The organism is Acetobacter malorum, from assembly GCF_001580615.1.
GTDB classification, from domain to species: Bacteria; Pseudomonadota; Alphaproteobacteria; order Acetobacterales; family Acetobacteraceae; genus Acetobacter; species Acetobacter malorum.
In genome coordinates this window covers 158,272-184,513 of sequence record NZ_LHZC01000056.1, presented here as the reverse complement: position 1 = coordinate 184,513, position 26,242 = coordinate 158,272, and the positions used below count along the sequence as shown (strand labels likewise).

Sequence of the window (26,242 nt, the reverse complement as noted above, 5' to 3'; positions counted from 1 at the left end):
CCAAAAGGAGTGCTGTCAGAGCCAGTTTGCGCCGAACTGTTTGATGGCTGCCCCTGATAAGAGCGCTTGGGATGGTGGTTGGGGAACGGCGTGTCATGCCTGCACTCCTGGCGTTAAGGGGCGTGAGGGAAGGGGTGCAGTCTGTTGGGATACTCTGCGGGCTAAAGTCGCTGTTAGCGGCAAACGGAAAGAGCGGGCGGTCATAAGATCCCCTTATCTACTGGGGTGGACAGATCCACCCGGGTAACGACTTCATTTCAATTTAATAATGAAACGAGGCGCTCTTCGTTTGGAATGTTGTAAATCTTACTTTTACAAGGACTGGTGTGTGCCCTCAGTACCGTATCATCTGGTCGAGAAAGCTTTGGGCGCGCTGTGTCTGGGGGGTAGTGAAAAAGACCTCAGGTGGTGTTATTTCAAGAATACGCCCTTGATCCATAAAGATAATTTTATCAGCAATGCGGCGGCTAAACGCCATTTCATGCGTCACGCACAAAGTGGTAATGCCTTGTTCGGCCAGAGTGTCCATAATGCTGACAATTCCGGTTATCGCCTCCGGGTCAAGCGCCGCTGTTGGCTCATCAAACAGCATGACTTCCGGCTTCATGCAGAGGGCTCGTGCTATAGCGACCCGCTGCTGCTGGCCGCCTGATAGCTGGATAGGGTATTTGTGTGCCTGTTCAGGAATACCCACCTGCGACAAAAAATGATGCGCCATGTCCTGTGCGTCTTTACGAGAGACATTGCGTACAAGTTGAGGGGCGAGGGTACAGTTATCAAGCGCACTGAGATGTGGAAAAAGATTATAATTCTGGAAGACCATTCCAACCATGCAGCGCAGTTCTGTCAGGCTGGTTTTTTCATTAATAACCTTGCCATCGATAAGAATACTTCCGCTGTCATGCGGCTCAATGCGATTGAATGTTCGGATGAGGGTTGATTTTCCTGAACCTGAAGGGCCAAGAACGACAATTTTTTCACCCTTCTGCACTTCAAAATTAAGGCGGTCCAGAGCGACGAATTCTCCGTACAATTTGCTCATATTGCGCACGGAAATCATAGAGGTTTCGTCGTGGGGCGGGGTGTTTTGAACGGGGAATGTATCAGGCTGCATTGGCTGAAGCTTTCTTACGGTCGGCCCAGGAGAAGCGGCGTTCCACACGTTTTTGTAAGAAGAGAAAGAAAAAAACCATCGCAAGATAATATATGAGCGCAGCCGCATAGTATTCTGTGAATTCGAATGTGCGTGCCACCTGAACTTGTGTGATTGCAAGGAGCTCCTGCAGAGAAATAACAGACGCCAGAGACGTTGTTTTTAGAAGAGTGATGAATTCATTGATGGTTGGCGGGAGCGCGACACGAAGAGCCTGCGGGAAAATGACATAGCGATAGACTTGTTTGCGCGTCATACCCAGAGCGTCAGCAGCAAGCTCCTGACCGTCATCAACGGCGCTTAGGGCTGCGCGGTTGATTTCCACCTGATACGCTGATTCATTAATGGAAAGCGCAACAAGCGTGGCTAAAAACGGCGTAAACCATTGCTCTCTGAAAATAGGGAAGAACTGCGGAAGCGCATTCCAGATAAACAGAAGCTGCAGCAGTGTCGGTGCGCCTCGGAAGACAGATACATAAGCCTTCAGCACGACTTTGAGCGCGGACTTTCCGTGACTGTTAAGCGTTATCGCCATCGGAATGGAGATAACAATTGCAATGAAATGAGACAGCAGAGCGACAGAAAGCGTAATAGCTGCACCTTTTAGAAAAGCGACCGATGTCAGCGCGGCAAAAAAAGCCTGCCAGTTAAAGGCACCCCCACGCTCATCAGTCGAAAGGGCTTGTTCACTTTGAGCTGAAAGCGACCACTTTTGTCTGTAACCAGAAAGGGTGCCGTCGCTTTCCAGTTCAGAAATCGCTTGTGTGATCAGCGCATGGTCGTGTGGGTTTTTGCGTGTGTAGGCAGCAAAATGGCGATAATCGGAATAATCAGGCTTAAGAATAATCCGGACTTTGCCATGAAGCTGCTTTTGTCTGAAATAAAGCTCGACATCCTGACTGACAAACGCAAACACGCGCCCGATGAGCACTTGCTGTACGACCTGATCTTCAGTCGGATATTGTTGAATGGTGATAGGAGGCTTGCCCGCTGCACTCAGAGCAATATTTTCACGCTCTATGCGTGCGGCGTAGCTCGTGCCGGACTGAACAGCAATGGTTTTGCCAGATAGCTCCGCCATGCTTTTTATAGGAAGCGTATTGGCACGAGCTACGACGGTTAAGGCCGTATCTTGATAAGGAACAGCATCAAAATTCTTCTCACGGTCTGGTAATTGTATGATGCCACTTAATACAATTCCGCATCTCTGTGCCGCAAGGCTGGGGAAAAGGCCTGTGAAATCCATGGTGACCAGATTGAGTGACGCATGCCAATGTTTTGCAAGGGCGCGTGCCAGATCAATATCCATGCCTTCCGGCTTACTTGCGTCTGAACCCTGAACGAATGTCATGGGCGGCAGGGTCGGGTTTGTGCAAACCGTCAGCGTACCGTTTTGCACAAAGGAGGGCGTTTCTTCTCCAGAGGTCTGGGCGGACGCTACGTGGTAGGAAGACAACCCCAGACCGATACCGAGCAAACAGAGAGTGGTAAGGCGCGCAGGCTTATATCTTTCTGGAAAAACCATAGTCTTCATGAATGAGAAAAAAGCGCTCATTAGTAGGATTCTTCCAGCAGGGCACGAAACGTCTCAACCATCACTTCTGTTTCTGGGGAGAGTCTGGCCAAAAAGTGAAAGCAGGTTATCAGTTGCAGGTCATCGAAGCTGATACGTCTGAGTAGCTGACGATCAACGAGCGGCTTTGCAAAAGCTTCTGGTAGAAAACCAATGAAGTTTCCGGAAAGAATAAGCAAAGCACGTGCATCAACATTTTCTGCGGACGCATGGAAAGAAAGGTGGGTGCGTATTTCTTTCCATCGTGGTGAGGTTGCAGCGTCAGAAACCGCAATGATGCGCTGGGCGGCCAGAAGGTCCAGAGTAATGTCCTCTTCCGGCATTTCAAAAAGGGGATGTCTGGCACCACAATACAGGTTAAGCGCCTCTGCTACGAGCGGGACGCTTTGTATGCCGGGCATATGCTGAGGGTAGAGCGCAATACCCGCCGTGGCTTGTCCATTGGTCACAGCAACCTCGACATCTCGCGTAGACGCGGAATGGACTGTCATGAATACGTTAGGATGGAGGCTTGTGAACGTTCCTATTGCACGGATAAGGGGGGTCTCGCCATGGGTTTGCAGATTATCGGGCACATACAGCCGAAATGTGCCCGATAAAATGCCACTTATCTGGTTGATCCGTTGCTGAAAATGCTGGAGGTCCTGCATGAGAGTAAGCGTAGCATCCAGAACAGCCTGACCCTCACTGGTAAGGGAAAAGCCGCTGCGCCCCCGTTTGCAGAGTTTGAGCCCCAGCCGTGTTTCAAGGGCCGAGATATCAAGGCTGATAGAAGACTTGCTTTTGCCTAATGCAATCTCTGCGGCAGCAAAACCCGACTGGGCTGCAACGGTATGGAAAACGCGCAACAAGCGTAGGTCGACCTCTGAAACCTGGCCACGAAAACCTTTTGAACGCCGCACATTTGCTTTGTGAGCTGTGGGGGGCAGGGGGGCTGGTTGGGGGTTGGCTGATCGGGGCATCTGATCTGTCTAACCTCTCTCTCAGTCGGCCAGGTTGCGTGAAACGTGAGGTGCTCAGGGCAGGCTGTGCGCAAGTGTTCACCTCATTTGTAATCCGCTTGGGTCTGTTACCCTATCGTAAGAAGGGGAGGTCGGGAAGTGGGCGATGCCGGTGCAAACAGTGCCTTATTCCTCTGAAGGGAGTAGCCTTGATAGGGGATCGAAGTGTTTCCGGCCTTGGTTTTCTGCGGAGAAAATCGATTTGTGCATTCTGTCCGGCTCACCTGTGTGGTGGCAAATTTAGATAATTAACGTTTTTATAAAGTGAACTCCGGTTTATTCTAATTTTGCTCTCATTCCTTATTCGTTACAGTCCTGAGGAACGTAGCAATCTCAAGGATTTCGGGTAATGGTAGCAAACCGCTGGTTTATTGATAGCGAGACCGGTGAATTGGCTGATGTGCTCCTCTGTCCTCCAGAGTACTATCAGTGGATCCCGAGTAACGATATTGCCATTCAGACGATGGCAAACGGTGGCACCATTGATCGCACGGCGTTGACCGAACAATTTGGCGAGCTGGTTTCTTCTTTGAAAGGTGCAGATGTTTCATGTCATTTCCTGAAGCCGCATCCAGATATGCCGTATCAGGTTTATACGCGCGATAGTTCACAAACCACGCCATTTGGTACCGTTGTAACGCGACTTATGCGTAAGGAGCGTGTTGCGGAAGAAGGTGAAATCCGCTCTTTTTATGCGCCAGATGAAATCTGGAAAAGCTGCACCAAAGGGCACATAGAGGGGGGGGATATCCATATCATTCGCCCCGGTTTGTTAGCCGTAGGTGTGAGTGGTGGCCGCACGGATGAAGCGGGAGCTGCGGAGTTTATCAGCTGGTTTGAAGAGGCGGGGTGGACGTGCCGCATGATACGTTTCCCAGAGCATTTTCTGCATCTTGACGTGATTTTCACAATGGTGGCGGAAAATCTGGCCATTGCAGCAGTGGATTGTCTGGCTGATGAAGACCTGGACTGGTTCAAGGCGAATGGCATTCGCCTGCTTCCCGTTACGTACAAGGAAGCCATGCGCGATATGGGGTGTAACGTTCTGGCGTTGGGTAAGGATCGTGTCATCAGCCCCCACCATTCTACGCGCATCAACAGCGTGTTGCGTGCAGAAGGTCTGACAGTTTTTGATCCGAAACTGGACCAGTTTTCTCGCGGCGGTGGGAGCGTTCATTGCATGACTATGCCGCTGCGCCGGAAATCTTTACTGTCAGCGTAAGGAAAGAAAGGTAGAGTATGGCGCGGCTTATTATCAGTGCAGATGGCCCGGAAAAATTTGATATCTGGAAAAAAGCCTTTGCCGAAGTTGCGCCGGACCTGTCAGTTTTGTCGTGGTATGCGTCTCAAACCCGGCTCCAACCCAGTGACTACGTGTTGGTCTGGTCACCGGAGGCAGACCATTATCCTGCATTAGCGACCGCAAAAGCTATTTTATGCACGGGGGCGGGGGTCGATCACCTCTTGAATGCCCCCGGCTTTCCTCGCCATATCCCTCTGGTTCGCATGGGGGGAGAACAGACCGGCCAATTAATGGCTGATTATGTCACATGGGCAGCCATTGCTCTTTTAAGGCAGGCCAGAACATGGGCGATCCAGCAAGCTGAGCAGCGATGGGCTTGCAATACCATTGCACGCACAACAGATGCAACGCGTATTGGTGTTATGGGGCTGGGCCATTTAGGTGCCTATGTTGCGACACATCTGGCACGTGTTGGTTTCAGGGTTTCGGGCTGGAAGCGTTCCCCGGCCACTCTGACTGGTGTGAAAGTCTATGCAGGGCAGGAGGCCTTGCCAGAGTTTTTAGAAACTGCGGACATTCTGGTTAATCTTCTGCCCAGCACGCCTCAGACAGATGGGATCATCTCGGAGGAGTTTCTGAAAAAACTCCCGCGAGGTGCAGGTTTTATCAATGTTGGCCGGGGCCGTCATGTTGTTCAAACGGATCTTATCAATGCACTGAATGCAGGTATTTTGTGTGGTGCCGTTTTGGATGTGGTGACGCCGGAACCTTTGCCTGCCACGTCACCCTTATGGACGCATCCTTCTATTATCATCACGCCGCATGTTGCCTCAGAAGCGTCTCCTTTGATGCAGGCTCAGTATGTTGCAGAGGCGATTGGGCAAATAGAACGAGGCGAAAAGCCAGCATTATTGTGTGATCCTCAAAGAGGGTACTGAATTCTCCTGAATGTCTAAGAACAAGGACGGAAAAATGCCTGCCCAAAGCAATATGCTCATCGACGGTCCTGCTCTTTGGAGCGATCTCATGGAAACGGCCCGTTTTGGTGGGACGCCAAAAGGGGGCATCTGTCGTCTTGCTTTGTCTGATGAAGATAAAAGCGTGCGAACATGGTTTGCGCAGACATGTGAGGCTTTGGGCTGTACTGTAACGTATGATTCAATGGGCAACCAGTTTGCCCGACGAGCCGGCACTTGCGAGACGTTGCAGCCTATCATGATTGGCAGCCACCTTGATACCCAGCCTACTGGCGGGAAATTCGATGGTATTCTCGGGGTTTTAGGCGGTGTGGCTGTGCTGCGGGCGCTGCATCGTGCTGATGTCTCGACGCGTCACCCTATAGAAGTGGTGAACTGGACTAATGAGGAAGGTGCCCGTTTCACTCCGCCTATGCTGGCATCCGGTGTGTTTGGTGGCGCCTTTACACAAGAATTTGCGCGCAGTCGGCCCGATAAAAATGGCATCACGCTAGGGGAAGCATTGGAGCAAACGGGGTTTGTGGGGGAGGAAGAGTGCGGGAAGCATCCTGCGTCCGCCTATTTTGAGCTCCATATTGAACAAGGCCCTGTTCTGGAAGCTGAGGAAAAGACCATAGGCGTGGTGCAGGGCGTGCAGGCCATGCGTTGGTATGACGTGACAGTAACAGGGCAGGATGCTCATGCTGGAACGACCCCCATGACCATGCGATCTGATGCATTGTGGTCCGCTGCCCGTATGATTGATGGCGTGCATCAGGTGGCAATGAATCATGCGCCTGATGGCTTGAGTACAGTAGGTATCATCGAATGTTTGCCCGCCAGTAGCAATGTTATTCCGGGCAGTGTTCATTTTACAGTAGATCTGCGCCATCCGTCGGACGGCACTCTGGAAATAATGGAGAAAGAATTTTACCAGACACTCGAGGCAATTGCGGCTTCCTGTGGGGTGGAATTCAGCATCTCTCCAACATGGACATCGGACGCTGTGCATTTTGATCCTCTCTGTGTCTCTTTTGTAGAAAAAAGTGCTCAAAACCTCGGCTATAGCGCCCGCAAAATTGTGTCCGGTGCTGGTCACGATGCCGTCTATGTGGCGCGGGTGGTTCCGACTGCGATGATTTTTGTGCCGTGCTGGAAAGGTATTAGCCATAATGAAGCGGAAAGTGCTGAGCCTCACGATGTTACGGCAGGCGCGAATGTCTTGTTACATGCTGTGTTGCAGGCTGATTCTGAAATGGCATGATGACCTGATCAGCGTATTATTGGCTGTCTGGGTATCTGGCGTTTTCCGTAAAAATGCATGCTTATAACGCAAGCACGAAAAGTGTTGGTAGGACGTGTCATATCGCGATTGAGGCCTATGGCCGCCAACTTCTGCTCTGTGGCCCGCTCCTACTGATATTTCGACCAAGGCTGAAAAATGGATGAAGCTGGGCGTCTGAGAGGGCCGGGAGGGCGACTGCTTTCTATCTGAGTAATTACCATCATTGCCCTGATTGTATGACTTATGGTCAAATGGAATTTCGTTGAATGTATGGAAATTCCGTCCCATGTCCGCATATCCCTATCTGACTCACTGGAAAGAAGAGATCAGCCGGAGCCCGAACGCGCTTTACATGACGCTGGCCGATGCTCTGGCGCTTTCCATACGTAAGGGTGACCTGCGGGAAGGGGACAAACTGCCCCCACAGCGAACGATAGCAGAGTATCTTGGCACCAATCTGACGACTGTCACCCGAGCCTTCACTGAGGCGCGGCGGCGCGGCCTGATTGATGCGACCGTCGGGCGGGGCACTTTTATCCGGGTCGGCGCGGGGGAAAGTCATTGGCGGCATACGGGTCCCGCTGTGGTCGATCTGACCATGAACCTCCCGCCCATTCCACAGGATCCGCCGCTGCAGCGGATCATCCAGAATGACATTACCGCCATTTTAAAGCAGCAGGATCTGAACAGCCTGATGTCCTACCGGGTGACGGGTGGCACATTGGAGGAGCGTCAGCTTGGTGCAAAGTGGATTGCACCCGTTCTCGGTCAGCGGCGAACTGACGAAATCCTTGTCGCACCCGGGGCTCAGAGCGCTCTGGCGGCCATTGTGAGCACGCATACGCAGCCCGGTGATGTCATTGTCACCGATCGTATTGCCTATCCCGGCATCCGGACCATAGCGGCACAGTTCGATCTTATTCTGGTGGGGGTGGACAGTGACGTGGAGGGCATGATGCCGGACCAGCTTGATCGGGCCTGCGCGGAACACCATCCCCGGTTGCTCTACTGTATTCCGACCATCCACAATCCTACTACCGCCACGATGTCCCTGGAAAGACGAAAGGATATTCTGGCAGTTGCCCAACGCCACCATTTGCATATTGTCGAGGATGACCCTTACAGCTTGTTGATGGACGATCCGCTGCCTGCCTTGGCGGCTCTCGACCATAGCCGTGTCAGTTACGTGGCCACTCTTGCCAAAACGCTCAGCCCGGGCCTGCGCACGGCTTACGTTGCCTTACCTCATGCGGACATGGCCCGAAGGGTGACGGCCGCCATCCGGGCGATTGCATTGACCAATGCCGGTCTGCTTAGTGCGCTCACGGCGCGGTGGATGCAGACGGAGCAGGCGCATACAATCCTGCATGCCATCCGCAAGGAACTACGCCTGCGCCAATCTATTGCCCGCAAGGTTCTGGGGGAGGGCCATTGCATGAACCCCGATGGCCCGCATGTCTGGCTGAAATTGCCCGACTGGTGGGGGAGCGCAGATTTTGTCGCCTATGCCCGCAGGCGTGGTCTGGCCCTGGTTCCCAGCACTGTTTTTACCATCAGTGGCGAGCCGCCCCAGCGGGCACGGATTGCGCTGGGTAGCGCACCGGATGCTGCAAGCCTTGAGGAATCTCTGCAGGGGGTCCTGTCGGTCCTGCAGCACAAACGCTCTCCCGGTTTTGCCGATATTGTATGACCGGATTGGGGGGCCTGAAATCGGTGGAGCACCCTGATTCTCTGGAGTGGCTGGTGGACACTCTGAAAAACAAAAAGGCCATCAGTTCACGAATGCGTGATAAATAAAGCCCTTTAAAACAGGGAGTTATGGAAACAACTCACCATTGTATGGTGATGGCCATATTTTTGTATGGCACTGCTCTCATTGAGAGGTGCCTTACGGCGTAATTTGATCTGATTGTATTGCTATTGATGAGCATACAATATTTTGCCCCCCTCTCATCCCGTGCCACGTTCGCCTCAGTAACGCGGTTAGGCCCGGCTTCTCGCCGGAACCGCAGCACACGGGAGAGATACCATGCCGAAAATCGAACACGCTCCGCATAAAGATGGTGATTGCTTCGTCAATTATGAAAACAAGGTTTTCGAGGACGTCAAAGCCAACCCCGGCGAAAAAGCTCTTATTACCTTTCATACCGTTGCCAATGAAGGGTCTGTTGGGTTTGTAAACCTGCTTCAAGCCACGCGCCTTATTCGTAAAGGCTTTGAAACGTCCGTTCTTTTGTATGGTCCGGGTGTGACCCTCGGCGTGCAGCGTGGCTTCCCCCGTCTGGGTGACGAGGCTTTTCCGGGGCACATGAACTGCAATAAGCAGATTGCAAAAATCCTTGAAGAAGGCGGAAAAGTCTATGCCTGCCGCTTCGCGCTTCAGGCTCTTTATGGCTACGGCGAGCAGAACCTGATCCCCGGTATTACGCCGATCAATCCGCAGGACGTGCTCGACATCATTCTGCTGGCGCGGCGCGATAACGCCTTCATCCTCAATACCTGGACTCTCTGAAGCCCGAAGGGAGGACCGCAAGCCATGCCCCGTATCGTTCGCGCCGCAGCTATCCAGATCAGCCCAGTCCTTGGTGACGACGGTCTGGGGACTGCCCGGAAAGTCTGTCAGGCCATCCGCGATGCCGCCGAAAAAGGTGTCGCGCTTGCGGTCTTTCCCGAAACCTTTGTGCCTTATTATCCTTATTTCTCGTTTATCCAGCCTGCTTTCCGCTTTGGCGCAGAGCATCTGGAACTCTACGAACGCGCTGTGATTATCCCCGGTCCGGTGACGGACATGGTGGCGGAGGCCGCGCGCCAGACCGGCATGGTCGTGGTGCTGGGCGTGAATGAACGGGATTTCGGCACACTCTACAACACGCAGATTATTTTTGATGCCACGGGAGAAATCCTGTTCAAACGCCGCAAAATCACGCCAACCTACCATGAGCGCATGGTCTGGGGGCAGGGCGACGGGTCAGGACTAAAAGTGGTGGAGAGTGCTGCGGGCCGCATTGGGGCGCTCGCCTGCTGGGAGCACTACAACCCGCTCGCCCGCTACGCGCTGATGACCCAGCATGAAGAAATTCACTGCGCTCAGTTTCCCGGCTCACTGGTCGGCCAGATTTTTGCTGATCAGATGGAAGTGACCATCCGGCATCACGCACTGGAATCCGGTTGTTTTGTTGTGAATGCAACGGGCTGGCTGACGGAAGATCAGATCAGGGACATTGCGCGGGATCCCGCACTGGAAGGGCCGCTGCGAGGTGGCTGTTTTACGGCCATTGTTTCACCAGAAGGCAAGCTGCTTGGCACGCCCCTGACGGAAGGTGAGGGAATGGTGATTGCCGATCTCGACTTTGCGCTCATCACCAAGCGCAAGCGGATGATGGATTCCGTAGGGCATTACGCACGGCCTGAATTGCTCAGCCTGTTGCAGGACCGGCGACCGGCTCCGACTGTTCACTATGTCGGCGAGCAGGGGGTGGATACTCCGGTAGCACTGTCTGGAAATGAGGCTACGCCATGACTGTTCCCACACTCGGCACGCTTTCCGGCCGCAAGCTTGTTACCGATCTCCAGTCGTTCGGGTTGCAGATTGGCACGGAAAGTGGCGGGATTTCCCGTAAAGGCGGGGCTGGCCCTTCTGATCACAAGACAATCACCATCGCGGGCCAGACCGTCATGGTTCCTGTCTATACATCCGGGGCGCGTCGGTCTCCGTTTCAGGCAAGTCCGCCGGATCGGAATGGAGCCAGCACGCTGGAGCGGGACGGGCAAACACTGGGCACGATCCATTTTCCGGCTGCCCCGCGCTTTTATGGGCTGAGCACTGCGGACGGTATTCCCTACTGGAAAATTGCCTTGTTGCATGGCCGGGATACGCTGGCCACCACGGTGCACCAGACCTGCATCCGCTATGCGGACCGGCGGACGTCCTGTCAGTTCTGTGCCATCGGCCAGTCGCTGGAGGCCGATCGGACAATCGCTTACAAGACACCGGCGCAGCTTGCCGAAGTTGCCAAAGCCGCCGTGGAACTGGACGGCGTGCGCGACATGGTGCTGACAACAGGCACGCCGAATGTGATTGATCGGGGGGCTGCCGTTCTGGCGGAATCAGCCCGTGCCATTCGGGCGGCGGTTGATCTGCCGCTTCAGGTTCAGTGCGAGCCGCCACGGGATCATGGTTGGTTTCAACGCCTGCGAGACGCCGGGGCAGACAGTCTGGGCATGCATCTTGAGGCCGCCACGCAGGCTGTGCGTGAGAAGATCATGCCCGGCAAGGCCACGGTCAGCGTTGAGCGTTATATGGACGCGTTTGCCAGCGCCGTGCCCATTTTCGGGCGGGGGCAGGTGAATACCTACATTCTGGCGGGCCTTGGAGACAGCGCCGAGGACATTCTGGCGCTGGCCGAGCGGCTGATTGCGCTTGGGGTGTATCCCTTTGTGGTGCCGTTTGTGCCCATCTCCGGCACACCGCTGGAAAATCATGTCCCACCTTCAGCCGATTTCATGAAATCTGTGCTGGCACCGCTAGGGCGGATGCTGCGGGAGGCTAACATGAAATCCACCGATATCCGGGCCGGATGTGGCCGGTGTGGAGCCTGTTCCTCCCTTTCGGCTTACGAACAATGAGCACGATACTAGAAGGCGTGGAAGACCGGCCGTTCATCCCTACGGAATATGTCGTGCGCCTTGCGCGCACACCGTGGGAACGGGCTGGCTACCATGCGTTGCGCCGCGAAGTGTTCTGTACTGAACAGCATCTTTTTGCAGAAGATGACCGTGATGCGATTGACGACGTTGCCATTCCCATCATCGCGGCCTGCTGCATGGCGGGGATGCCGGACAGGGTTGTGGGCGCGGTGCGCATCCATGAAGCTGAACCCGGTGTCTGGCGAGGCTCTCGTCTGGCTGTCCATGCCGAGCATCGCAAGCTGGGGCGGATCGGCGCGGAACTCATCCGCATGGCGGTTAGCACGGCGCACGGTCTTGGGGCGACGCGGTTTCTGGCGCAGGTGCAGGAACAGAATGTGTTGTTTTTCCGCCGCTTACACTGGAAAAGCTTTGGCACAATAACCCTGCACGGCCTGCCACATCATGACATGCAGGCTGACCTCTCGCGTTATCCGGCACATGGGCAGGATCAGACATGGTTGCTGCGTCCGCAGCCACGCACACGGCAGGTGGCGTGATGGCTGGAAAACTCACCACATTGCTGCATACGCTCCGCAACGGTCGGGCTCTTGCCGCCAAGCAGGATATTTCTGAAGCCGTTGCGATTTTCGGACAGGATGCCTGTGAGGGTATCCGGCTTGGCGATGACTGCGCTGCGATCCCGGATGGAGACGGGTATCTCCTGCTGGCCAGTGAGGGATTTCAGGACAGCTTTGTTCGGTCCATGCCGTGGTTTGCCGGGTATTGCGGCGTGATGGTCAATGTCAGTGATATTGCGGCCATGGGCGGTCGTCCGCTTGCGGTGGTTGATGCGCTGTGGAGTGACACGTCCGCAGCTGCGGCATCAATCCTGACAGGCCTTCATGATGGTGCCAACACCTATGGGGTGCCGGTTGTTGGCGGACATACCAACATGCGCAGCACCCATAATTCGCTCTCTGTGGCGATCCTTGGTCGTGCCCGTCATCTGCTGACCAGTTTTGATGCCCGAGCGGGTGAGGTTCTGATTGCTGCCATCGATCTGCGCGGTCGCTGGCATGACCCGCATCCGTTCTGGGACGCCAGTTCCGCCCTGTGTGGCACCGATGAAGCAGTGCGCCTGCGCGGAGATATCGAACTTCTGCCAGCTATTGCCGAAGACGGTCTGAGCCGTGCAGCCAAGGATATTAGTATGGCCGGGCTGTTGGGGACTGCTCTTATGCTGGCCGAATGCTCAGGCGTGGGCATGACTATCCGGCTTGAAGACATCCCCCGCCCTGAGACTGCACCGATGGAGCGCTGGCTGTCTGCATTCCCCAGCTATGGCTATTTGCTGACGGCGTACCCGGAAAATGCTGCGGCCGTTATGGACCGGTTCAAAGGACGGGGGATTGCTGCGGCTGTGATCGGTCAGGTGACGGACACGCGGCAGCTTGATGTTACATGGGAGGACGAGAAGGAAACCTTCTGGGATCTCGCAAGGACGCCGCTCATGGGGTTAGCGCCATGACGCTCTCCATCGGCATCCTGACGCATTCCACCAACCCGCGCGGCGGCGTGGTGCATGGTATGGCGCTGGCGGAAGCCCTGTGCGACGCTGGGCACGCTGCCACCCTGATTGCGCCAGACACAACAGGGAACGGCTTTTTCCGCACGCCGCGTTGCGGCACCCGTTGCATCCCCGCTGTACCCGAACAGGACCTGCCGACGCTGGTGGAACGCCGCATTGGTGAGATCCGGGAGGCCCTGCGTGGAGAGCACTTTGATGTGCTGCATGCGCAGGATCCGCTTAGCGCCAATGCGCTGGCTGATCTGAGGGAAGAGGGGCGGATAGCGGGTTTTGCCCGCACCATCCACCATCTCGATCATTTTCCCCATCCTGTTTTGGCAGCACGGCAGGAGCGGGGATTTATAGGCGCGACTGAACTGTTCACGGTCAGTGCGCTGTGGGAACGCACCCTGCGCGACGACTATCGGCGCGAAGCTCCTGTTGTGGGCAATGGGGTCGATCCTGTGCGCTTTTCGCCCGTGCCAGCCATGCAGGATGCGTCACTGCGGGCGCGGTATCATCTGCCTGCCGAACGCCGCTTGGTTCTGGCTGTAGGCGGGATTGAGCGCCGCAAGAATACGCTGCATCTGCTGGAAGCCTTTCTGGCCCTGCGCCAGGAGCAGCCTGACGTGCATCTGGTTGTGGTGGGCGGTGCTTCACTGCTGGATCATTCGTCCTACCGCACTCAGTTTACGGCACGTCTGCGCAAAAGCGGGGAAGGCGACCATGTCACCGTGACCGGGCCTGTTGCGGATGAAGACATGCCGTCCTTCTACCGGCAGGCGGCCGTGCTGGCCTATCCGTCCGCAACGGAAGGGTTCGGTCTGTGCCCGTTGGAGGCTCTGGCCTGCGGCACGCCTGTTGTGGTGCCGGAGATTGCGCCCTTCACCGAGCATCTTTCGGAAGCGGATGCGCTGTGGTGCCGTCCGGATGATCCCAACACTCTGCTTCAGACGTTGCGTGACGCCCTCAGCGTCCAAAGCCGCGACCGCTTTCAGGTCAGCGGCCCCGCAACGGCGCGCCGTTTCGACTGGCGCAGCGTGGCCAGTCGGCATCTCCCAGCATACCGGCGTCTGGCTGCCCTGCCACGTGCCAATATCCATAATTCCGGAGCGTTCTCACCATGCCCGAAATGACTTTTCGTGTGCGCTGGCCCGATGGGACGGAGGCGGATTGTTACTCTCCCTCTCTGGTCATTCAAGACTACTTCTCGCCCGGCCAGGATTATCCGGTCCGGGAGTTTCTTGAAAAGGCCGACACGGCCCTGACGCAAGCCAGTGAGCGGGTGCGTGCACGTTACGGCTTTCCGTGCAGCCGTGCCCTTGGCCAGCTTCGAGCCATCCGGCAGGCCAGTGTTCCGTTCCTCACACATCCCGATGCGCAGGTGCGCGTCCTGTCTTTCAGATCCTGAGACGAAAAGAACGACCATGACACAGAACGAAAAAAGCATCCCCGTCATTATCGTAGGGGGCGGACAGGCCGGCCTGTCGATGAGCTGGTATCTCTGCCGCGAGAAGGTGGAGCACTTCGTCTTTGAGGCAAAGACCGCATGCCATTCATGGGATGATGAACGCTGGGACAATTTCTGTCTCGTGACACCAAACTGGCAGTGCGCGCTTCCCGGTCATCCTTACACAGGGACTGACCCGCATGGCTTCATGGTGAAGCAGGAAATTATCGACTACGTCAAAGGCTTTGTTAACTCCTTTAAACCGCCTCTGCGTGAGTACACGGCTGTCACGTCCATTACGCGCCATGAAGCTGGGGGCTACCGTGTGGTGGCGAACGGTGACGTTTGGCATGCCCAGCATGTGGTTATCGCATCAGGCGCGTATCAGGATGCCGTAATCCCCGGCTATGCGAGTGCCATTGATGCCTCAATCCTACAGGTGCACTCGCAGGATTACCGTAATGCAGACCAGTTACCGGAGGGAGCTGTTCTGGTCGTAGGGAGCGGTCAGTCAGGCGCGCAGATTGTCGAGGATCTGTTTCTTGAAAAACGTAAAGTCCATCTCTGCGTTGGTTCAGCCCCGCGTGTTTCGCGCTTTTATCGCGGCCGTGATGTAGTGGACTGGCTTGCAGACATGCGTTTTTACGATCTTACGGTAGATAATCACCCGCTGCGTGATGGTGCCCGAGACAAGACCAATCATTACGTCACGGGCCGCAACGGCGGCCATGATCTTGATTTGCGCCTTTTTGCAAAGGATGGGGTAAGCCTGCACGGCACGCTGGAGACAATCCGGGATGAGGTGGCGGAATTCAGGCCGGACCTCAAAGAGAACCTTGATGATGCAGACAAGACAAATGCTGACATTAAGAAATCCATTGACGCCTACATCGCCCGTGAAGGGATCACGGCTCCGACGGAATCCCCCTATGTGCCCGTGTGGGAGCCCGATGGGAGCAATACTCCGCTGGACCTGAAGGCTGCCGGAATTACATCAATCGTCTGGTGCATCGGCTTCCGCCCGAATTATCGCTGGATCGATGTGCCGGTTTTCAATGGGGCCAATAAGCCAGTCTGGCATCGGGGTGTGACGGATGCGCCGGGCTTCTATTTCCTTGGCCTGCCCTGGTTGCACACATGGGGGTCCGGGCGCTTTTCCGGTGTCTCGCGTGATGCTGCGTGGCTGGCAAGCCAGATCACCGGCAAAGACGTGCCAGTAGCCTGAATGGAGGTAAGCGCCATGCTTCCGTGGACGACTTATGACGCGTTGTATGAGGCTGCGACAAACCAGCCCGAGGCCTTCTGGCTGGATGCGGCACAGCGTGTGACATGGAAGAAGCCGCCAGTGGCCGCATGCAGAACACGGGCGGATGGTTGGCATGACTGGTTTCCTGATGCCACGCTTAACACCTGCTATAATGCTGTGGACAGGCATGTTGAAAACGGGCGTGGCGCGCAGGCGGCATTAATCTGGCATTCCTGCGCGACCAGGGAATGTCAGAGTGTAACCTACAGGGAACTACAGGGCAGGGTGGCCGGGTTTGCCGGTGGCTTACGGTCGCTGGGGGTAGAGCAGGGTGATCGCGTTCTGATCGCCATGCCAACCATGCTGGAGACCGCCATCGCCATGCTGGCCTGTGCCCGGATTGGTGCTGTGCATGTCGTGGTTTTTGCTGGGTATGCCGGGCCTGAGCTGGCGAGACGGATTGATGACGTGGCCCCGAAAGTCGTTATCATCGCCAGTTGCAGTTTTCAGGGACAGACAGTCATTGCGTCAGAGCCTGTCCTGAATGAGGCGCTTACTGAAGCAAAGCACAGACCGCAGGCCTGCGTGATTGTGCAGCGCGATGCCTGTCCGGCCTCGCTTCTTCCTGAAAGGGACCACGATTTCCATGTGCTGGAACAGTCTGTGCCCGTTGATCCGGTCATGCTGCGTTCCGAAGATCCCTTATATATTCTGCATACATCCGGGACCACGGGGAGTGCGAAAGGCATTGTGCGGGACAATGGCGGTCATGCCGTCGCACTCGCCCTGTCCATGGAGCTAATTTACGGCTGTAAACCCGGTGAGACCTTTTTCACCACATCGGATCTGGGCTGGGTTGTTGGCCATTCCTATGGGGTCTATGCGCCGTTGATAAGCGGCTGCACCAGCGTGCTTGTGGAAGGAGGTGCATCCGCTTCCGCTATTCGTAAGCTCTGCCATGAGCACGAGGTGACGTGCCTGTTTACCACCCCAACCCAGATGCGCCTTATGCGGCAGGAAAGCCGTAACCAGCCTGAACCCGTTTTGCCCGCGTTGGCACGCATTTTCGTAGCCGGCGAATATGTGGACCCAACCTTGCTGGGCTGGGCACGATCCTATTTTCGCAAGCCTGTGGTCAACCACTGGTGGCAGACGGAAACCGGGTGGAGCATTACTGCCCATTTCTTTGGTCTGCCTGAGTGTGAACCAGTCTCGCTCATGAATGACATCGGGCGGCCTGCGCCGGGATTTCACCCGGTTATCGTGCCATCGGTGCCGGGTGAACAGTGCGGCGAGATTGTCCTTTCCCTGCCGCTACCACCCGGCTGTCTGGCAGGGGTATGGAAGGAGAGGGAGGTACATGTTCCCACGGCCTATCTTGATGAAACGGGCAGGTATTACCGCACCTTCGATGAAGGCATGATCGACCCGATGCGCGCTGTGCATATGCTCGGGCGTTCTGATGATGTCATCAAGGTTGCAGGGCGGCGGATTTCGGGCGTTCAGATTGAAAAAATCATTGCCTCCCATCCTGCGGTTTATGCCTGTGCAGTGGTCGCGGCCCCCGACGCATTGCGGGGGCAACGGCCTGTTGCCTATGTGGTGGTTAACCCCGGGAGGGAATGTGCACCTTCGTCCGAGGAGATTATTCGGCAGGTTAATAACGTGCTTGGCCGGTGGATTGGTCTTAAAGAAGTCCGTTTCGTCCAGCAGTTACCGACCACTGTGTCCGGCAAGATCACGCGGAAACGCCTGCTGGTCTCCTGACGGTATCAGTCCTGCATCCGGTCATTCTTGTGCCTCTGCTCAAATACTGCGGAGTGTGCGTATTCAGTCTGCAAGAATACCGTAATCGTCCTCGTTCAGATGGCCTGACCGCCGGAGACTTCAATGCGCTGGGCGTTTACCCACCGATTATCTTCGGACAGTAGCGAGGCGATCATCGGGCCGATATCGTCCGGTAGTCCGGGGCGTCCCAGCGCGGTTGTTTCTGCAATGTGGTGGGCGACGTCCGGGTTATCCCGCACTATGCCCCCCGAGAAATCCGTCTGGATCGCGCCGGGTGCGACCGTGTTGACGGCGATGCGGCGCGCCCCAAGCTCCTTGGCCATATAGTGTGTCATCACCTCTACTGCGCCCTTCATGGCTGCGTAGGTAATCCGGCCGGGGTAGGCAAAGCGCGTCAGGCCGGATGAGATGTTTACGATCCGGCCACCATCCGCGATCAGCGGCACCAAGGTCTGCGTCAGGAAAAATGGACCTTTGGCATGAACGCGATAAGCGGCATCAAAATCTTCTTCGGTTACCTTGCCGAACAGTCCTTCATGAGAGGTGCCAGCCATGTTGACCAGATAATTGAAATGCTCAGCACCCCATTCGCGCAGCACGCGCCGGACTTCGTCTGCAAAGGCCGGGAAGGCCTGCGTGTCGCCAGTGTCGAGTTGCAGAGCGACGGCATGGGCTCCGCTGCGCTGGACACTTTCGATCACCTCATCCGCCGCGGATTTGTTAGTGTGATAGGTGAAGATTGAGGGAATGCCGCGGCGGGCGAGGGATTCAACGGTTGCGCGGCCCAGTCCACGGCTGCCGCCGGTGACGATGGCAATGGGGGTCGTGGTCGTTACAGGCATGGGACTCTCCATCTGGTGAAGGCATAATTCTGCTCACACTACCGTCCGTTCGATAAGAGCGCTCTTTCCGTCAGCATTGTTTTGCGCAATGGAATAATCTTATGGACAGACTTGCAATACTCGCCCTCTTTATCCGCATTGTTGACCGTGGCAGTTTCAGCGCCGCGGCAGCTGATTGCGGTGTCTCGCGCCCCGTTGCGACCGCTGCCATCAAGGCGTTGGAACAAAGGCTAGGGGCGCGGCTTTTGCACCGCTCGACGCGCCACGTTCGTCCAACCGAGGAAGGCGCTGCCTATTATCGCCGGTGTGTGGCAATCCTGGCGGACCTCGAAGATGCCGATCGTGGTGCGAGTGGCGCTGTAGCGGGTTTGTTGCGTGCAGATGTGATCGGGCGTCTGGCACGTATGATCCTGCTGCCAGCACTGCCTGACTTTCTGGCCCGGCATCCGGCGCTGACCGTTCACCTCGGGGAAGGCGAGCGGTTTGTCGATCTGGTGCGCGAAGGGGTGGATTGCGTTGTGCGGGCCGGAACCCTGCCGGACAGTGATATGATTGCCCGGCCTCTTGGCGTTATGGAGGAGGTAACCGTTGCCAGCCCGGAGTATCTGGCGCGGCATGGAACACCTGCTTCTCTTGAGGACCTTGGGGGCCATCAGATGATCGGCTTCGTATCCTCCCGCACGGGCCTGCCCCTGCCGCTGGAGTTTACGCGCGGAGGGGAGGTGATTGAGGTGTCGCTTCCGGCACGCTTGCTTGTTGGGGGTGTTGATACTTATGTCGAAGCAGCGAGGCGTGGCTTTGGTCTTGTGCAGGTTCCACGCTATGGCTTTGCTGATGACCTTGCGAATGGGAGCCTGATCGAAGTCCTTCCCGATTTTCCACCCACGCCAACGCCGCTTTCAGTGCTTTACCCAAGCAACCGCCAGCTTTCTCCACGTGTGCGGGTGTTCGTTGACTGGTTGGCGGACGTTATTAGCCCGAGATTTCAGGGCAATGCCGGTGAACGTTCCTCCTTTGGTGCAAAAGCGGAATAGTCACTTTATCAGGGCCGTATAAAGAATGCTGGGATCAAATGACACGCAGGCCTTAACCTCGCGTGTCTTTTCGTCAGCTCACCCTTCCCAATCACCAGGTTCGACTGCATTGAGAGCGGCCCTGACAATGTTCGCAGGGCAAGACGTCTGAACGTTTCGCCGTTATTGGCAAGCATATGCCGGAGAGGATACGCGGGTGTGAACCCGAAGTGTGATCAGTAAAGCCGAAAATAGGAGGATGGCACTTGCGGCAACAAACACTCCCGTCACGCCGCTGAAGCTGAACATCAGACCACCCACAGCTGCTCCGGCTGCGATGGCTGACTGCACGGAGACGACGACCATCCCGCCCGCGCTTTCAGCCTGATCAGGGACTGTATGCGCGACCCAGTTCGACCATGCGACAGGAACGCCACCAAAGGCCATCCCCCATAGGATTACCAGAAGCACTTGTCCGGCTATTCCCGTGGGCAGCAGGATCAGCCCCAAACTTGCGGCCCCAATCAGGACCGGCATGACGACGAGCGTGGCGCGTAGGCTACGTGCAAGCATCCATCCGGCAACCAGTGTTCCGACAAAGTTTGCGACGCCAAAAGCCAGCAGCACCAGTGCCAGACCGCTGGCATTGATCGTCATTACACTTTCCAGCACCGGACGGATGTAGGTGAATAGGGCGTATTGACCCGTATGGACAAGGGTGCAGCAAAGCATGCCCACGCCAATACCGGGCCTGCGCAAAACATCCAGAATAGCGCCTAGTCGGGCCGGACTACGCGGTGCCAGAGGTGGCAGCGTGAAAAACTGGAAGGCTAGCGTCAAAACGCCAAGTGCCGCCGCAGCAAGAAAAGCTGCGCGCCACCCATACAAGGCCCCCAGATAACTGCCTAGTGGCACGGCCACGACGGTGGCTACGGCAATGCCGCTGAAAATGATCGAAAGAGCCCAAGGGAGCAGCGACGCAGGAACAAGGCGCATCGCCACTGCGGCTGCCATACTCCAGAAGCCGCCCAGAGCAATGCCAAGCAAAACACGCATGGCGAGGAGTATGACCAGACTGGATGACAGAGCGGCTAACAGGTTGGAGGCGATCATCAGCAGACTGAATGCGAGCAGCACAATGCGACGATCAATCCGTCGTGTCAGACTTGCCGTCAGTAACCCGGAAAACATTGCAACCACAGCCGTCACTGTGACCGCCTGTCCTGCCAGAGCTTCTGAGACACCCAGTCCGGCCGCCATCGGGGTCAGCAGGCTTGCAGGCAGATATTCTGCTGTCAGAAGTCCGAAAACCCCCATGGTTAGCGAGAAAACTGCCATCCATGCAGGGGAAGTGGGTTCTGCGTCGTCCATACTGCCGATGTCAGCAGTGGCTGGCTCCAGAAATACATCACTCATGAAAACGTCCTCGAAATTGCTGTTCGAGCGTAGGCTAGACGGTGCAATCGGGACGATCTATGACTGTAAATCCGTAATTTTTGATCGAAACGCTTAGGAGGACTTTCATTGGACCAAATCGCTCCGTCCTCTGACCTCATGAGCGAACTGCTCCTTGGGATGCGTTTGCGCGGCATTCAATACCGCCGCGTCTATGCTGGCCCCTCTTTTGGCTTTGCGTTCAAGGCACAACCCGGTTGTGCCTATTTCCATTTCATGGCGACGGGCACAGCAAAGCTGGTGACTGAAGAGGGGGAACTTCAGACGCTATCGGCGGGAAACGCGGTGTTTCTTCCGCAGGGGAGTGCCCATCAAATCGTTTCTGATCCCAAAGCCTCGGTTCAGGATATCGATCACTACGATGTCGTTTCGCTCAGCGAGACCGTTTGTGCCGTGACAGCTTCTTCCTGCAGCGCACCTCATGTCATTTTCTTCAGTGGCTGCATGGAGTTCGATCTCGGTGGCCTTCAGGGGCTTGTTCCCCTAATGCCAGAGCTCATGATGATTGATGCCACGAGCCAGCGTTATCTTGAGCTCATGCCGATCCTGACCGCTATGGAACAGGAAGCCCGTGCAGGGCGCGTTGGAGATGCAGGGATTCTTGCGAGGCTGGCTGATGTTGTGATGGCAGTCATTGTCCGGGGTTGGGTCGAATGCGGCTGTGGCAACAGTTCCGCATTCGTGACAGCGCTTCGAGAGCCGAGACTGTCACGGGCCATTCTAGCTTTGCATCGTCAGCCCGGGCGAGACTGGACCATAGCGGAACTGGCCGCAGAAAGCGGTCTTTCGCGCTCGGTCTTTGCAAAACGATTTCAGGAAACGATAGGCGTAGCACCGTTACGTTATGCAGGAGAATTACGGATGCGCATTGCCCGGACCTGGCTGGCCTATGACAGAATGCCCATTGAAAGGGTCGCTGAGCGCCTAGGTTATACGTCACAGGCTGCCTTCAGTCGTGCTTACAAGCGGATCACAGGAATATCACCGGGGTCCAGCCGACGAGCTTAGGAGGGCAACACACCCTAAGCGCAGAGAAGCCTCAGGATTGTGTCTATGTTGAAAGCCAGTCGCTCCTGCAGGGCTTTTTTGGATAGAAAATCCCGATTGAAAATGACTGATCCAGTATAGCTGTTTGTTAAGTAATAATAGCCAATTGACGCAATGGTAATATTGACTTGAACCGCATCCAGTCCCGCACGGAATGTTCCGTCTTGTGCGCCCTGGTCAAGAATAGCCTGAATACGCGCAACAAATTTCTTACTGACCTCGCGGAGTGTCAAAGAGCCTTTGATGTGTCGTGCTTTATTGAGGTTTTCGTTGTTGATCAGCGTAATGAATTCTGGATTTTTAAGATAATAATTCCATGTAAAGCGCACAAATTCTGTAATAGCGTCCTTTGGTGGAAGGCTTTCCAGATTTAGGAGAGCTTCTTCTGAGCGGATATCAATATAGGCCTGCTCTATGATGATTTTAAAGAGATTTTCTTTGCTTTCAAAGTAATGGTAAATCATGCGCTTATTGGCCTGTGCTTCAAGCGCTATGGCATCCACACGTCCGCCTTCCAGCCCGTTCTGAGCAAACTCCTTCTTTGCGGCCTTCAGAATTCGGAGCTTTGTTGCCTCAGCATCGCGAATACGGGGCGGGGAGGGAGGTCGTGAGGTTTTGGTCACGCGCGTCAATGAATTTGCCTTCTAGGTCACAAGGAAGGGACATAAGCCTCAACAGAAGGTGAAGGCTTCCCAATTTTTTTGCAACAGATTTAAGTAACTAATTGGTTCTTTTCTCGTTTAACGTCGAGGACGCTGATTGCTCGTCTGAGCAAAGCACCAACAACGGAGAGGCGGAACGCCCCCTCGCACGAAGTCAGCTTTCTTGAAGAATAGCCTTCTTTTGAAAGGGCCCAGTGCGATACGAACGGAAGGCTGAATTTGATGACTGTGATAAAAGACCGTTTTTCTACACCTGCCAAACCGCGCGATTTTGGATTTTTCATAGATGGCGAATGGCGGCATGGACGAGAATTTTATGAACGGTTTTCTCCCTCTCACGAACAAAGTGTGACGCGTACAGCCTGCTGCACACAACAGGATCTGGATGATGCCGTGGCCGCAGCCCGCCAAGCGTTTGAGGAAGGGCCCTGGGCCCGGCAATCAGGGGCTGATCGGGCAGATGTTCTGCTAAGGGCCGCCACATTGATGCGTGAGCAGGCGGAAGAGATTGCGTATTGGGAAGTGCTGGAGAACGGAAAGCCTTTCACACAGGCTAAGGGAGAAATTGCTCACGCGATTGCCTGTTTTGAAACGGCAGCCGGTGCCGCACGCTTGTTGCATGGTCATACATTTAACAATCTGGGACGTTCGCTTTTTGGAATGGTTCTGAGGGAGCCCATTGGGGTGGTAGGCCTTATTACCCCCTGGAATTTCCCGTTTATGATCTTGTGCGAGAGGCTTCCATTTATTCTCGCATCCGGGTGTACTGTCGTGGTTAAGCCCGCCGAGGTAACCAGTGCCACAACCCTGATTATGGCCGATATTCTGGCAGAGGCGGGGCTCCCCAAAGGTGTCTATAATGTTGTGACAGGCTCCGGCAGCGTTATTGGGCAGGCTATGGCAGAGCATGCCGACATTGATATGCTGTCTTTTACCGGTTCAACAAAAATCGGGCGGTCCTGCATTAAGGCTTCTGCTGACAGCAACCTCAAAAAGCTGGGACTGGAGTTGGGCGGTAAAAACCCGATTATTGTTTTTGCAGATAGTAATCTGGATGATGCCGCAGATGCGGTCGCTTTTGGTGTTAGTTTTAACACCGGGCAGTGCTGCGTTTCGACCAGCCGACTGATTGTTGAGCAGTCTGTAGCAGATGAGTTTGAGCGCTGTGTTGCTGAAAAAATGGTAAAAATTCGGGTAGGTAATCCGTTTGATCCGGCAACGCAGATTGGTGCCATTACAACGGATGCTCAAAACAAGACAATTCTTGACTACATTGCAAAAGGAAAATCAGAAGGCGCTGTTTTGCTGTGTGGCGGAACCGAGCTTGCAAATGAAAAGGGGCGTTATATCGCGCCAACCCTGTTTACACATGTAACGCCAGATATGGCGATTGCGCGTGATGAAATCTTTGGTCCGGTTCTCTCCTCTTTCCGTTTTGAAAAGGTAGAAGAGGCTATTCGCCTGGCGAATGACACCGTGTATGGCCTTGCCGCTTCCGTCTGGACGCAGGATATCAGCAAGGCTCTGACTGTAACCCGGCGGGTCAAAGCGGGGCGGTTCTGGGTCAATACTATCATGAGTGGTGGTCCGGAAACGCCTATCGGGGGCTTCCGTCAGTCCGGCTGGGGGCGTGAGGCGGGGCTTGCCGGGGTGGAAGAATATACGCAGCTCAAAACTGTGCATATTGATGCCGACAGACGTTCGCACTGGATTGCATCATGACCGCGCGCTTCGACTACATTGTTGTAGGCGGTGGCTCTGCCGGATGCGTTCTGGCAAGCCGTCTTTCCGAGGATCCGACGGTAAAAGTCTGCCTGATTGAAGCCGGGAAGCGGGATGTCCATCCTTTTATCCATATCCCTGCGGGCTTTGCGAAAATGACCGGAGGGCCATGGACATGGGGATTACAGACCGTTCCGCAAAAGCACGCGAACAACCGGAAAATCTCCTATGTTCAGGGGCGTGTTCTGGGAGGCGGGTCGTCAATAAACGCAGAGGTTTTTACGCGCGGCCATCCATCAGATTTTGACAGATGGGAGCGCGAGGGAGCAACGGGCTGGGCGTTTAAGGACGTCCAAAAATATTTCCTGCGGTCTGAGGGGAATACTATTTTGTCGGGAGCCTGGCACGGCACACTGGGGCCTCTGGGCGTTTCGGATATGACGGCACCAAATGTGACCACGCAGGCATTTGTGCAAAGCTGCCAGGAAATGGGGCTGCCTTATAATCGCGATTTCAATGGTCCTACGCAGGAAGGGGCTGGGTTGTATCAGTTAACCGTGCGGAACCAGAGGCGTTGTTCGACAGCGGTTGGCTATTTGCGTCCGGCGCTGGCCCGTAAAAATCTCACAGTTGTGACAAATGCCCTTGTCCTGCGCATTCTGTTTGAAGGACGGCGCGCGGCTGGCGTGCAGTATGCTGTGGGTAGCAAAGTTATGATCGCTGCTGCTGAGCGCGAAATTCTTGTCACATCCGGTGCAATCGGAACGCCCAAGCTTATGCTTCTGTCCGGCATTGGTCCGGCGGAGCATCTGCGGCAGCACGGTATTCCTGTTGTTCAGGATCTGCCTGGCGTGGGTGAGAACTTACAAGACCATTATGGCGTTGATATTGTTGCGGAAATAGAAAAAAATATTAGTCTGGATAAATACAATAAGCTGCACAATATGGCATGGTCGGGCTTGCAATATGCGGTGTTTGGCACAGGGGCGGCTGCATCCAATATTGTGGAAGCCGGGGCATTCTGGCGCACGAGCCCCGCTGTCGATGTTCCTGATATCCAGTTCCATTTTCTGGCGGGTGCTGGAGCAGAGGCCGGGGTGATGACCGTTCCAAAAGGGCGGGCAGGGATTACGCTCAACAGCTATCTCTTGCGGCCAAAATCGCGCGGCACTGTGCGGCTTACGTCTGCGGATGCGCGTGTAGACCCGCAAGTTGATCCTAACTTTCTGTCTCATCCCGAAGACCTGAGGCTGGCTGCAAAAGGGGTCATGCTGAGTTATGAGATGTTCTCTCAACCCTCGCTGCAAAAGCACATCCGCGAGATTTGCTTTTTCAAAAATAAAGCGCCCTCTCTCGATGAGTGTGAGGCCTATGCGCGGCAGTATGGGCGCACATCCTATCACCCCGCCTGCACATGCCGCATGGGGACTGGGGAGGGCGCTGTGGTTGACCCGTTCCTGAAGGTCTACGGGGTAGAAGGACTGCGGATTTGTGACAGTTCCGCCATGCCGTCTCTGCTCGGGTCAAATACCAATGCAGCGACTGTCATGATTGCTGAAAGAACTGCCGACTTTATCCGCGCAGGTGCCTGATACCGGCTGATACCTGGA

At 55.4% G+C, this 26,242-nt stretch carries 23 protein-coding genes; 17 read left to right on the top strand and 6 right to left on the bottom strand.

Annotated features, from left to right (window positions below):
* Positions 1 to 334 precede the first annotated feature (334 nt).
* The 3 genes from AD930_RS15005 to AD930_RS14995 are packed head-to-tail and all read right to left on the bottom strand — an operon-like array spanning position 335 to position 3,688.
* Positions 335 to 1,060, bottom strand: a complete 726-nt coding sequence (locus AD930_RS15005) for an amino acid ABC transporter ATP-binding protein (protein ID WP_156477137.1) — start codon at positions 1,058 to 1,060, stop codon at positions 335 to 337.
* A gap of 43 nt (positions 1,061 to 1,103) precedes the next feature.
* Positions 1,104 to 2,687: an ABC transporter substrate-binding protein/permease gene (locus tag AD930_RS15000; protein ID WP_373320511.1), complete on the bottom strand. Its 1,584-nt coding sequence runs from the start codon at positions 2,685 to 2,687 to the stop codon at positions 1,104 to 1,106.
* A gap of 20 nt (positions 2,688 to 2,707) precedes the next feature.
* Positions 2,708 to 3,688, bottom strand: coding sequence for a LysR family transcriptional regulator (locus tag AD930_RS14995; protein ID WP_082781921.1), 981 nt, complete (start codon positions 3,686 to 3,688; stop codon positions 2,708 to 2,710).
* A gap of 388 nt (positions 3,689 to 4,076) precedes the next feature.
* On the opposite strand from AD930_RS14995, the gene AD930_RS14990 reads away from it, so the two are divergent.
* From AD930_RS14990 to AD930_RS14930, 13 genes are all read left to right on the top strand, one after another.
* A complete protein-coding gene (locus AD930_RS14990; RefSeq protein WP_043552818.1) occupies positions 4,077 to 4,949 on the top strand; it encodes a dimethylarginine dimethylaminohydrolase family protein in 873 nt (290 codons plus the stop codon).
* Between the two features lie 17 nt (positions 4,950 to 4,966).
* A complete protein-coding gene (locus AD930_RS14985) occupies positions 4,967 to 5,908 on the top strand; it encodes a 2-hydroxyacid dehydrogenase (protein WP_061506873.1) in 942 nt (313 codons plus the stop codon).
* A 34-nt stretch (positions 5,909 to 5,942) separates the two neighbouring features.
* Positions 5,943 to 7,190 carry a M20 family metallo-hydrolase gene (locus tag AD930_RS14980; RefSeq protein ID WP_061506872.1) on the top strand — a complete coding sequence of 416 codons (1,248 nt, stop codon included), beginning with the start codon at positions 5,943 to 5,945 and terminating at the stop codon, positions 7,188 to 7,190.
* A gap of 307 nt (positions 7,191 to 7,497) precedes the next feature.
* Positions 7,498 to 8,901, top strand: coding sequence for an aminotransferase-like domain-containing protein (locus tag AD930_RS14975; RefSeq protein ID WP_061506871.1), 1,404 nt, complete (start codon positions 7,498 to 7,500; stop codon positions 8,899 to 8,901).
* Between the two features lie 339 nt (positions 8,902 to 9,240).
* Complete coding sequence (locus AD930_RS14970; RefSeq protein ID WP_061470968.1) at positions 9,241 to 9,723, top strand: MSMEG_0572/Sll0783 family nitrogen starvation response protein; 483 nt, start codon at positions 9,241 to 9,243, stop codon at positions 9,721 to 9,723.
* Between the two features lie 24 nt (positions 9,724 to 9,747).
* Complete coding sequence (locus tag AD930_RS14965; protein ID WP_061506870.1) at positions 9,748 to 10,731, top strand: Nit6803 family nitrilase; 984 nt, start codon at positions 9,748 to 9,750, stop codon at positions 10,729 to 10,731.
* On the top strand, positions 10,728 to 11,837 hold the full coding sequence (locus AD930_RS14960) for an MSMEG_0568 family radical SAM protein (RefSeq protein WP_061506869.1): 1,110 nt from the start codon (positions 10,728 to 10,730) through the stop codon (positions 11,835 to 11,837). Before AD930_RS14965 ends, AD930_RS14960 begins: the two co-directional genes overlap by 4 nt.
* Positions 11,834 to 12,397 (top strand): MSMEG_0567/Sll0786 family nitrogen starvation N-acetyltransferase, encoded by a 564-nt coding sequence (locus tag AD930_RS14955; protein WP_061506868.1) that lies wholly within the window; start codon positions 11,834 to 11,836, stop codon positions 12,395 to 12,397. The genes AD930_RS14960 and AD930_RS14955 overlap by 4 nt, the downstream gene beginning before the upstream one ends.
* Positions 12,397 to 13,368 carry a sll0787 family AIR synthase-like protein gene (locus tag AD930_RS14950; protein WP_061506986.1) on the top strand — a complete coding sequence of 324 codons (972 nt, stop codon included), beginning with the start codon at positions 12,397 to 12,399 and terminating at the stop codon, positions 13,366 to 13,368. The genes AD930_RS14955 and AD930_RS14950 overlap by 1 nt, the downstream gene beginning before the upstream one ends.
* Entirely contained in the window at positions 13,365 to 14,543 is a 1,179-nt protein-coding gene (locus AD930_RS14945; RefSeq protein WP_061506867.1) for an MSMEG_0565 family glycosyltransferase, read from the top strand. Before AD930_RS14950 ends, AD930_RS14945 begins: the two co-directional genes overlap by 4 nt.
* A complete protein-coding gene (locus AD930_RS14940) occupies positions 14,531 to 14,818 on the top strand; it encodes an MSMEG_0570 family nitrogen starvation response protein (protein ID WP_043552798.1) in 288 nt (95 codons plus the stop codon). The genes AD930_RS14945 and AD930_RS14940 overlap by 13 nt, the downstream gene beginning before the upstream one ends.
* A gap of 16 nt (positions 14,819 to 14,834) precedes the next feature.
* Positions 14,835 to 16,082: an MSMEG_0569 family flavin-dependent oxidoreductase gene (locus tag AD930_RS14935; protein ID WP_061506866.1), complete on the top strand. Its 1,248-nt coding sequence runs from the start codon at positions 14,835 to 14,837 to the stop codon at positions 16,080 to 16,082.
* Positions 16,083 to 16,097: 15 nt separating this feature from the next.
* On the top strand, positions 16,098 to 17,870 hold the full coding sequence (locus tag AD930_RS14930) for an AMP-binding protein (protein ID WP_061506985.1): 1,773 nt from the start codon (positions 16,098 to 16,100) through the stop codon (positions 17,868 to 17,870).
* Positions 17,871 to 17,965: 95 nt separating this feature from the next.
* On the opposite strand, the gene AD930_RS14925 is transcribed toward AD930_RS14930, so the two are convergent.
* On the bottom strand, positions 17,966 to 18,733 hold the full coding sequence (locus tag AD930_RS14925; protein ID WP_061506865.1) for an SDR family NAD(P)-dependent oxidoreductase: 768 nt from the start codon (positions 18,731 to 18,733) through the stop codon (positions 17,966 to 17,968).
* Between the two features lie 101 nt (positions 18,734 to 18,834).
* Here AD930_RS14925 and AD930_RS14920 point away from each other — a divergent pair, with 101 nt between their 5' ends.
* On the top strand, positions 18,835 to 19,767 hold the full coding sequence (locus AD930_RS14920) for a LysR family transcriptional regulator (RefSeq protein WP_061506864.1): 933 nt from the start codon (positions 18,835 to 18,837) through the stop codon (positions 19,765 to 19,767).
* 162 nt (positions 19,768 to 19,929) lie between these two features.
* Here the strand turns inward: AD930_RS14920 and AD930_RS14915 are convergent, their stop codons facing one another.
* The gene (locus AD930_RS14915) at positions 19,930 to 21,162 is read right to left on the bottom strand and encodes an MFS transporter (protein WP_061506863.1); all 1,233 of its coding nucleotides are present in this window, start codon (positions 21,160 to 21,162) and stop codon (positions 19,930 to 19,932) included.
* A gap of 108 nt (positions 21,163 to 21,270) precedes the next feature.
* Between AD930_RS14915 and AD930_RS14910 the strand changes: the two genes are divergently transcribed.
* The gene (locus tag AD930_RS14910; protein WP_061506862.1) at positions 21,271 to 22,209 is read left to right on the top strand and encodes an AraC family transcriptional regulator; all 939 of its coding nucleotides are present in this window, start codon (positions 21,271 to 21,273) and stop codon (positions 22,207 to 22,209) included.
* Positions 22,210 to 22,223: 14 nt separating this feature from the next.
* Here AD930_RS14910 and AD930_RS14905 read toward each other — a convergent pair whose 3' ends face one another.
* On the bottom strand, positions 22,224 to 22,880 hold the full coding sequence (locus AD930_RS14905; protein WP_061506861.1) for a TetR/AcrR family transcriptional regulator: 657 nt from the start codon (positions 22,878 to 22,880) through the stop codon (positions 22,224 to 22,226).
* A gap of 252 nt (positions 22,881 to 23,132) precedes the next feature.
* Between AD930_RS14905 and AD930_RS14900 the strand changes: the two genes are divergently transcribed.
* On the top strand, positions 23,133 to 24,632 hold the full coding sequence (locus tag AD930_RS14900) for an aldehyde dehydrogenase family protein (protein WP_061506860.1): 1,500 nt from the start codon (positions 23,133 to 23,135) through the stop codon (positions 24,630 to 24,632).
* Entirely contained in the window at positions 24,629 to 26,224 is a 1,596-nt protein-coding gene (locus AD930_RS14895; RefSeq protein ID WP_061506859.1) for a GMC family oxidoreductase, read from the top strand. Before AD930_RS14900 ends, AD930_RS14895 begins: the two co-directional genes overlap by 4 nt.
* The last annotated feature ends 18 nt before the right edge of the window (positions 26,225 to 26,242 follow it).

Bases quoted from the DNA above. Each gene is read 5' to 3' on its own strand.
- AD930_RS15005 (WP_156477137.1), bottom strand. From the start codon at position 1,060: ATGATTTCCGTGCGCAATATGAGCAAATTGTACGGAGAATTCGTCGCT.
- AD930_RS15000 (WP_373320511.1), bottom strand. From the start codon at position 2,687: ATGAAGACTATGGTTTTTCCAGAAAGATATAAGCCTGCGCGCCTTACC.
- AD930_RS14940 (WP_043552798.1), top strand. From the start codon at position 14,531: ATGCCCGAAATGACTTTTCGTGTGCGCTGGCCCGATGGGACGGAGGCG.
- AD930_RS14985 (WP_061506873.1), top strand. From the start codon at position 4,967: ATGGCGCGGCTTATTATCAGTGCAGATGGCCCGGAAAAATTTGATATC.
- AD930_RS14895 (WP_061506859.1), top strand. From the start codon at position 24,629: ATGACCGCGCGCTTCGACTACATTGTTGTAGGCGGTGGCTCTGCCGGA.
- AD930_RS14915 (WP_061506863.1), bottom strand. From the start codon at position 21,162: ATGAGTGATGTATTTCTGGAGCCAGCCACTGCTGACATCGGCAGTATG.
- AD930_RS14980 (WP_061506872.1), top strand. From the start codon at position 5,943: ATGCCTGCCCAAAGCAATATGCTCATCGACGGTCCTGCTCTTTGGAGC.
- AD930_RS14925 (WP_061506865.1), bottom strand. From the start codon at position 18,733: ATGCCTGTAACGACCACGACCCCCATTGCCATCGTCACCGGCGGCAGC.
- AD930_RS14945 (WP_061506867.1), top strand. From the start codon at position 13,365: ATGACGCTCTCCATCGGCATCCTGACGCATTCCACCAACCCGCGCGGC.
- AD930_RS14935 (WP_061506866.1), top strand. From the start codon at position 14,835: ATGACACAGAACGAAAAAAGCATCCCCGTCATTATCGTAGGGGGCGGA.
- AD930_RS14920 (WP_061506864.1), top strand. From the start codon at position 18,835: ATGGACAGACTTGCAATACTCGCCCTCTTTATCCGCATTGTTGACCGT.
- AD930_RS14950 (WP_061506986.1), top strand. From the start codon at position 12,397: ATGGCTGGAAAACTCACCACATTGCTGCATACGCTCCGCAACGGTCGG.
- AD930_RS14990 (WP_043552818.1), top strand. From the start codon at position 4,077: ATGGTAGCAAACCGCTGGTTTATTGATAGCGAGACCGGTGAATTGGCT.
- AD930_RS14955 (WP_061506868.1), top strand. From the start codon at position 11,834: ATGAGCACGATACTAGAAGGCGTGGAAGACCGGCCGTTCATCCCTACG.
- AD930_RS14975 (WP_061506871.1), top strand. From the start codon at position 7,498: ATGTCCGCATATCCCTATCTGACTCACTGGAAAGAAGAGATCAGCCGG.
- AD930_RS14930 (WP_061506985.1), top strand. From the start codon at position 16,098: ATGCTTCCGTGGACGACTTATGACGCGTTGTATGAGGCTGCGACAAAC.
- AD930_RS14960 (WP_061506869.1), top strand. From the start codon at position 10,728: ATGACTGTTCCCACACTCGGCACGCTTTCCGGCCGCAAGCTTGTTACC.
- AD930_RS14900 (WP_061506860.1), top strand. From the start codon at position 23,133: ATGACTGTGATAAAAGACCGTTTTTCTACACCTGCCAAACCGCGCGAT.
- AD930_RS14995 (WP_082781921.1), bottom strand. From the start codon at position 3,688: ATGCCCCGATCAGCCAACCCCCAACCAGCCCCCCTGCCCCCCACAGCT.
- AD930_RS14970 (WP_061470968.1), top strand. From the start codon at position 9,241: ATGCCGAAAATCGAACACGCTCCGCATAAAGATGGTGATTGCTTCGTC.
- AD930_RS14965 (WP_061506870.1), top strand. From the start codon at position 9,748: ATGCCCCGTATCGTTCGCGCCGCAGCTATCCAGATCAGCCCAGTCCTT.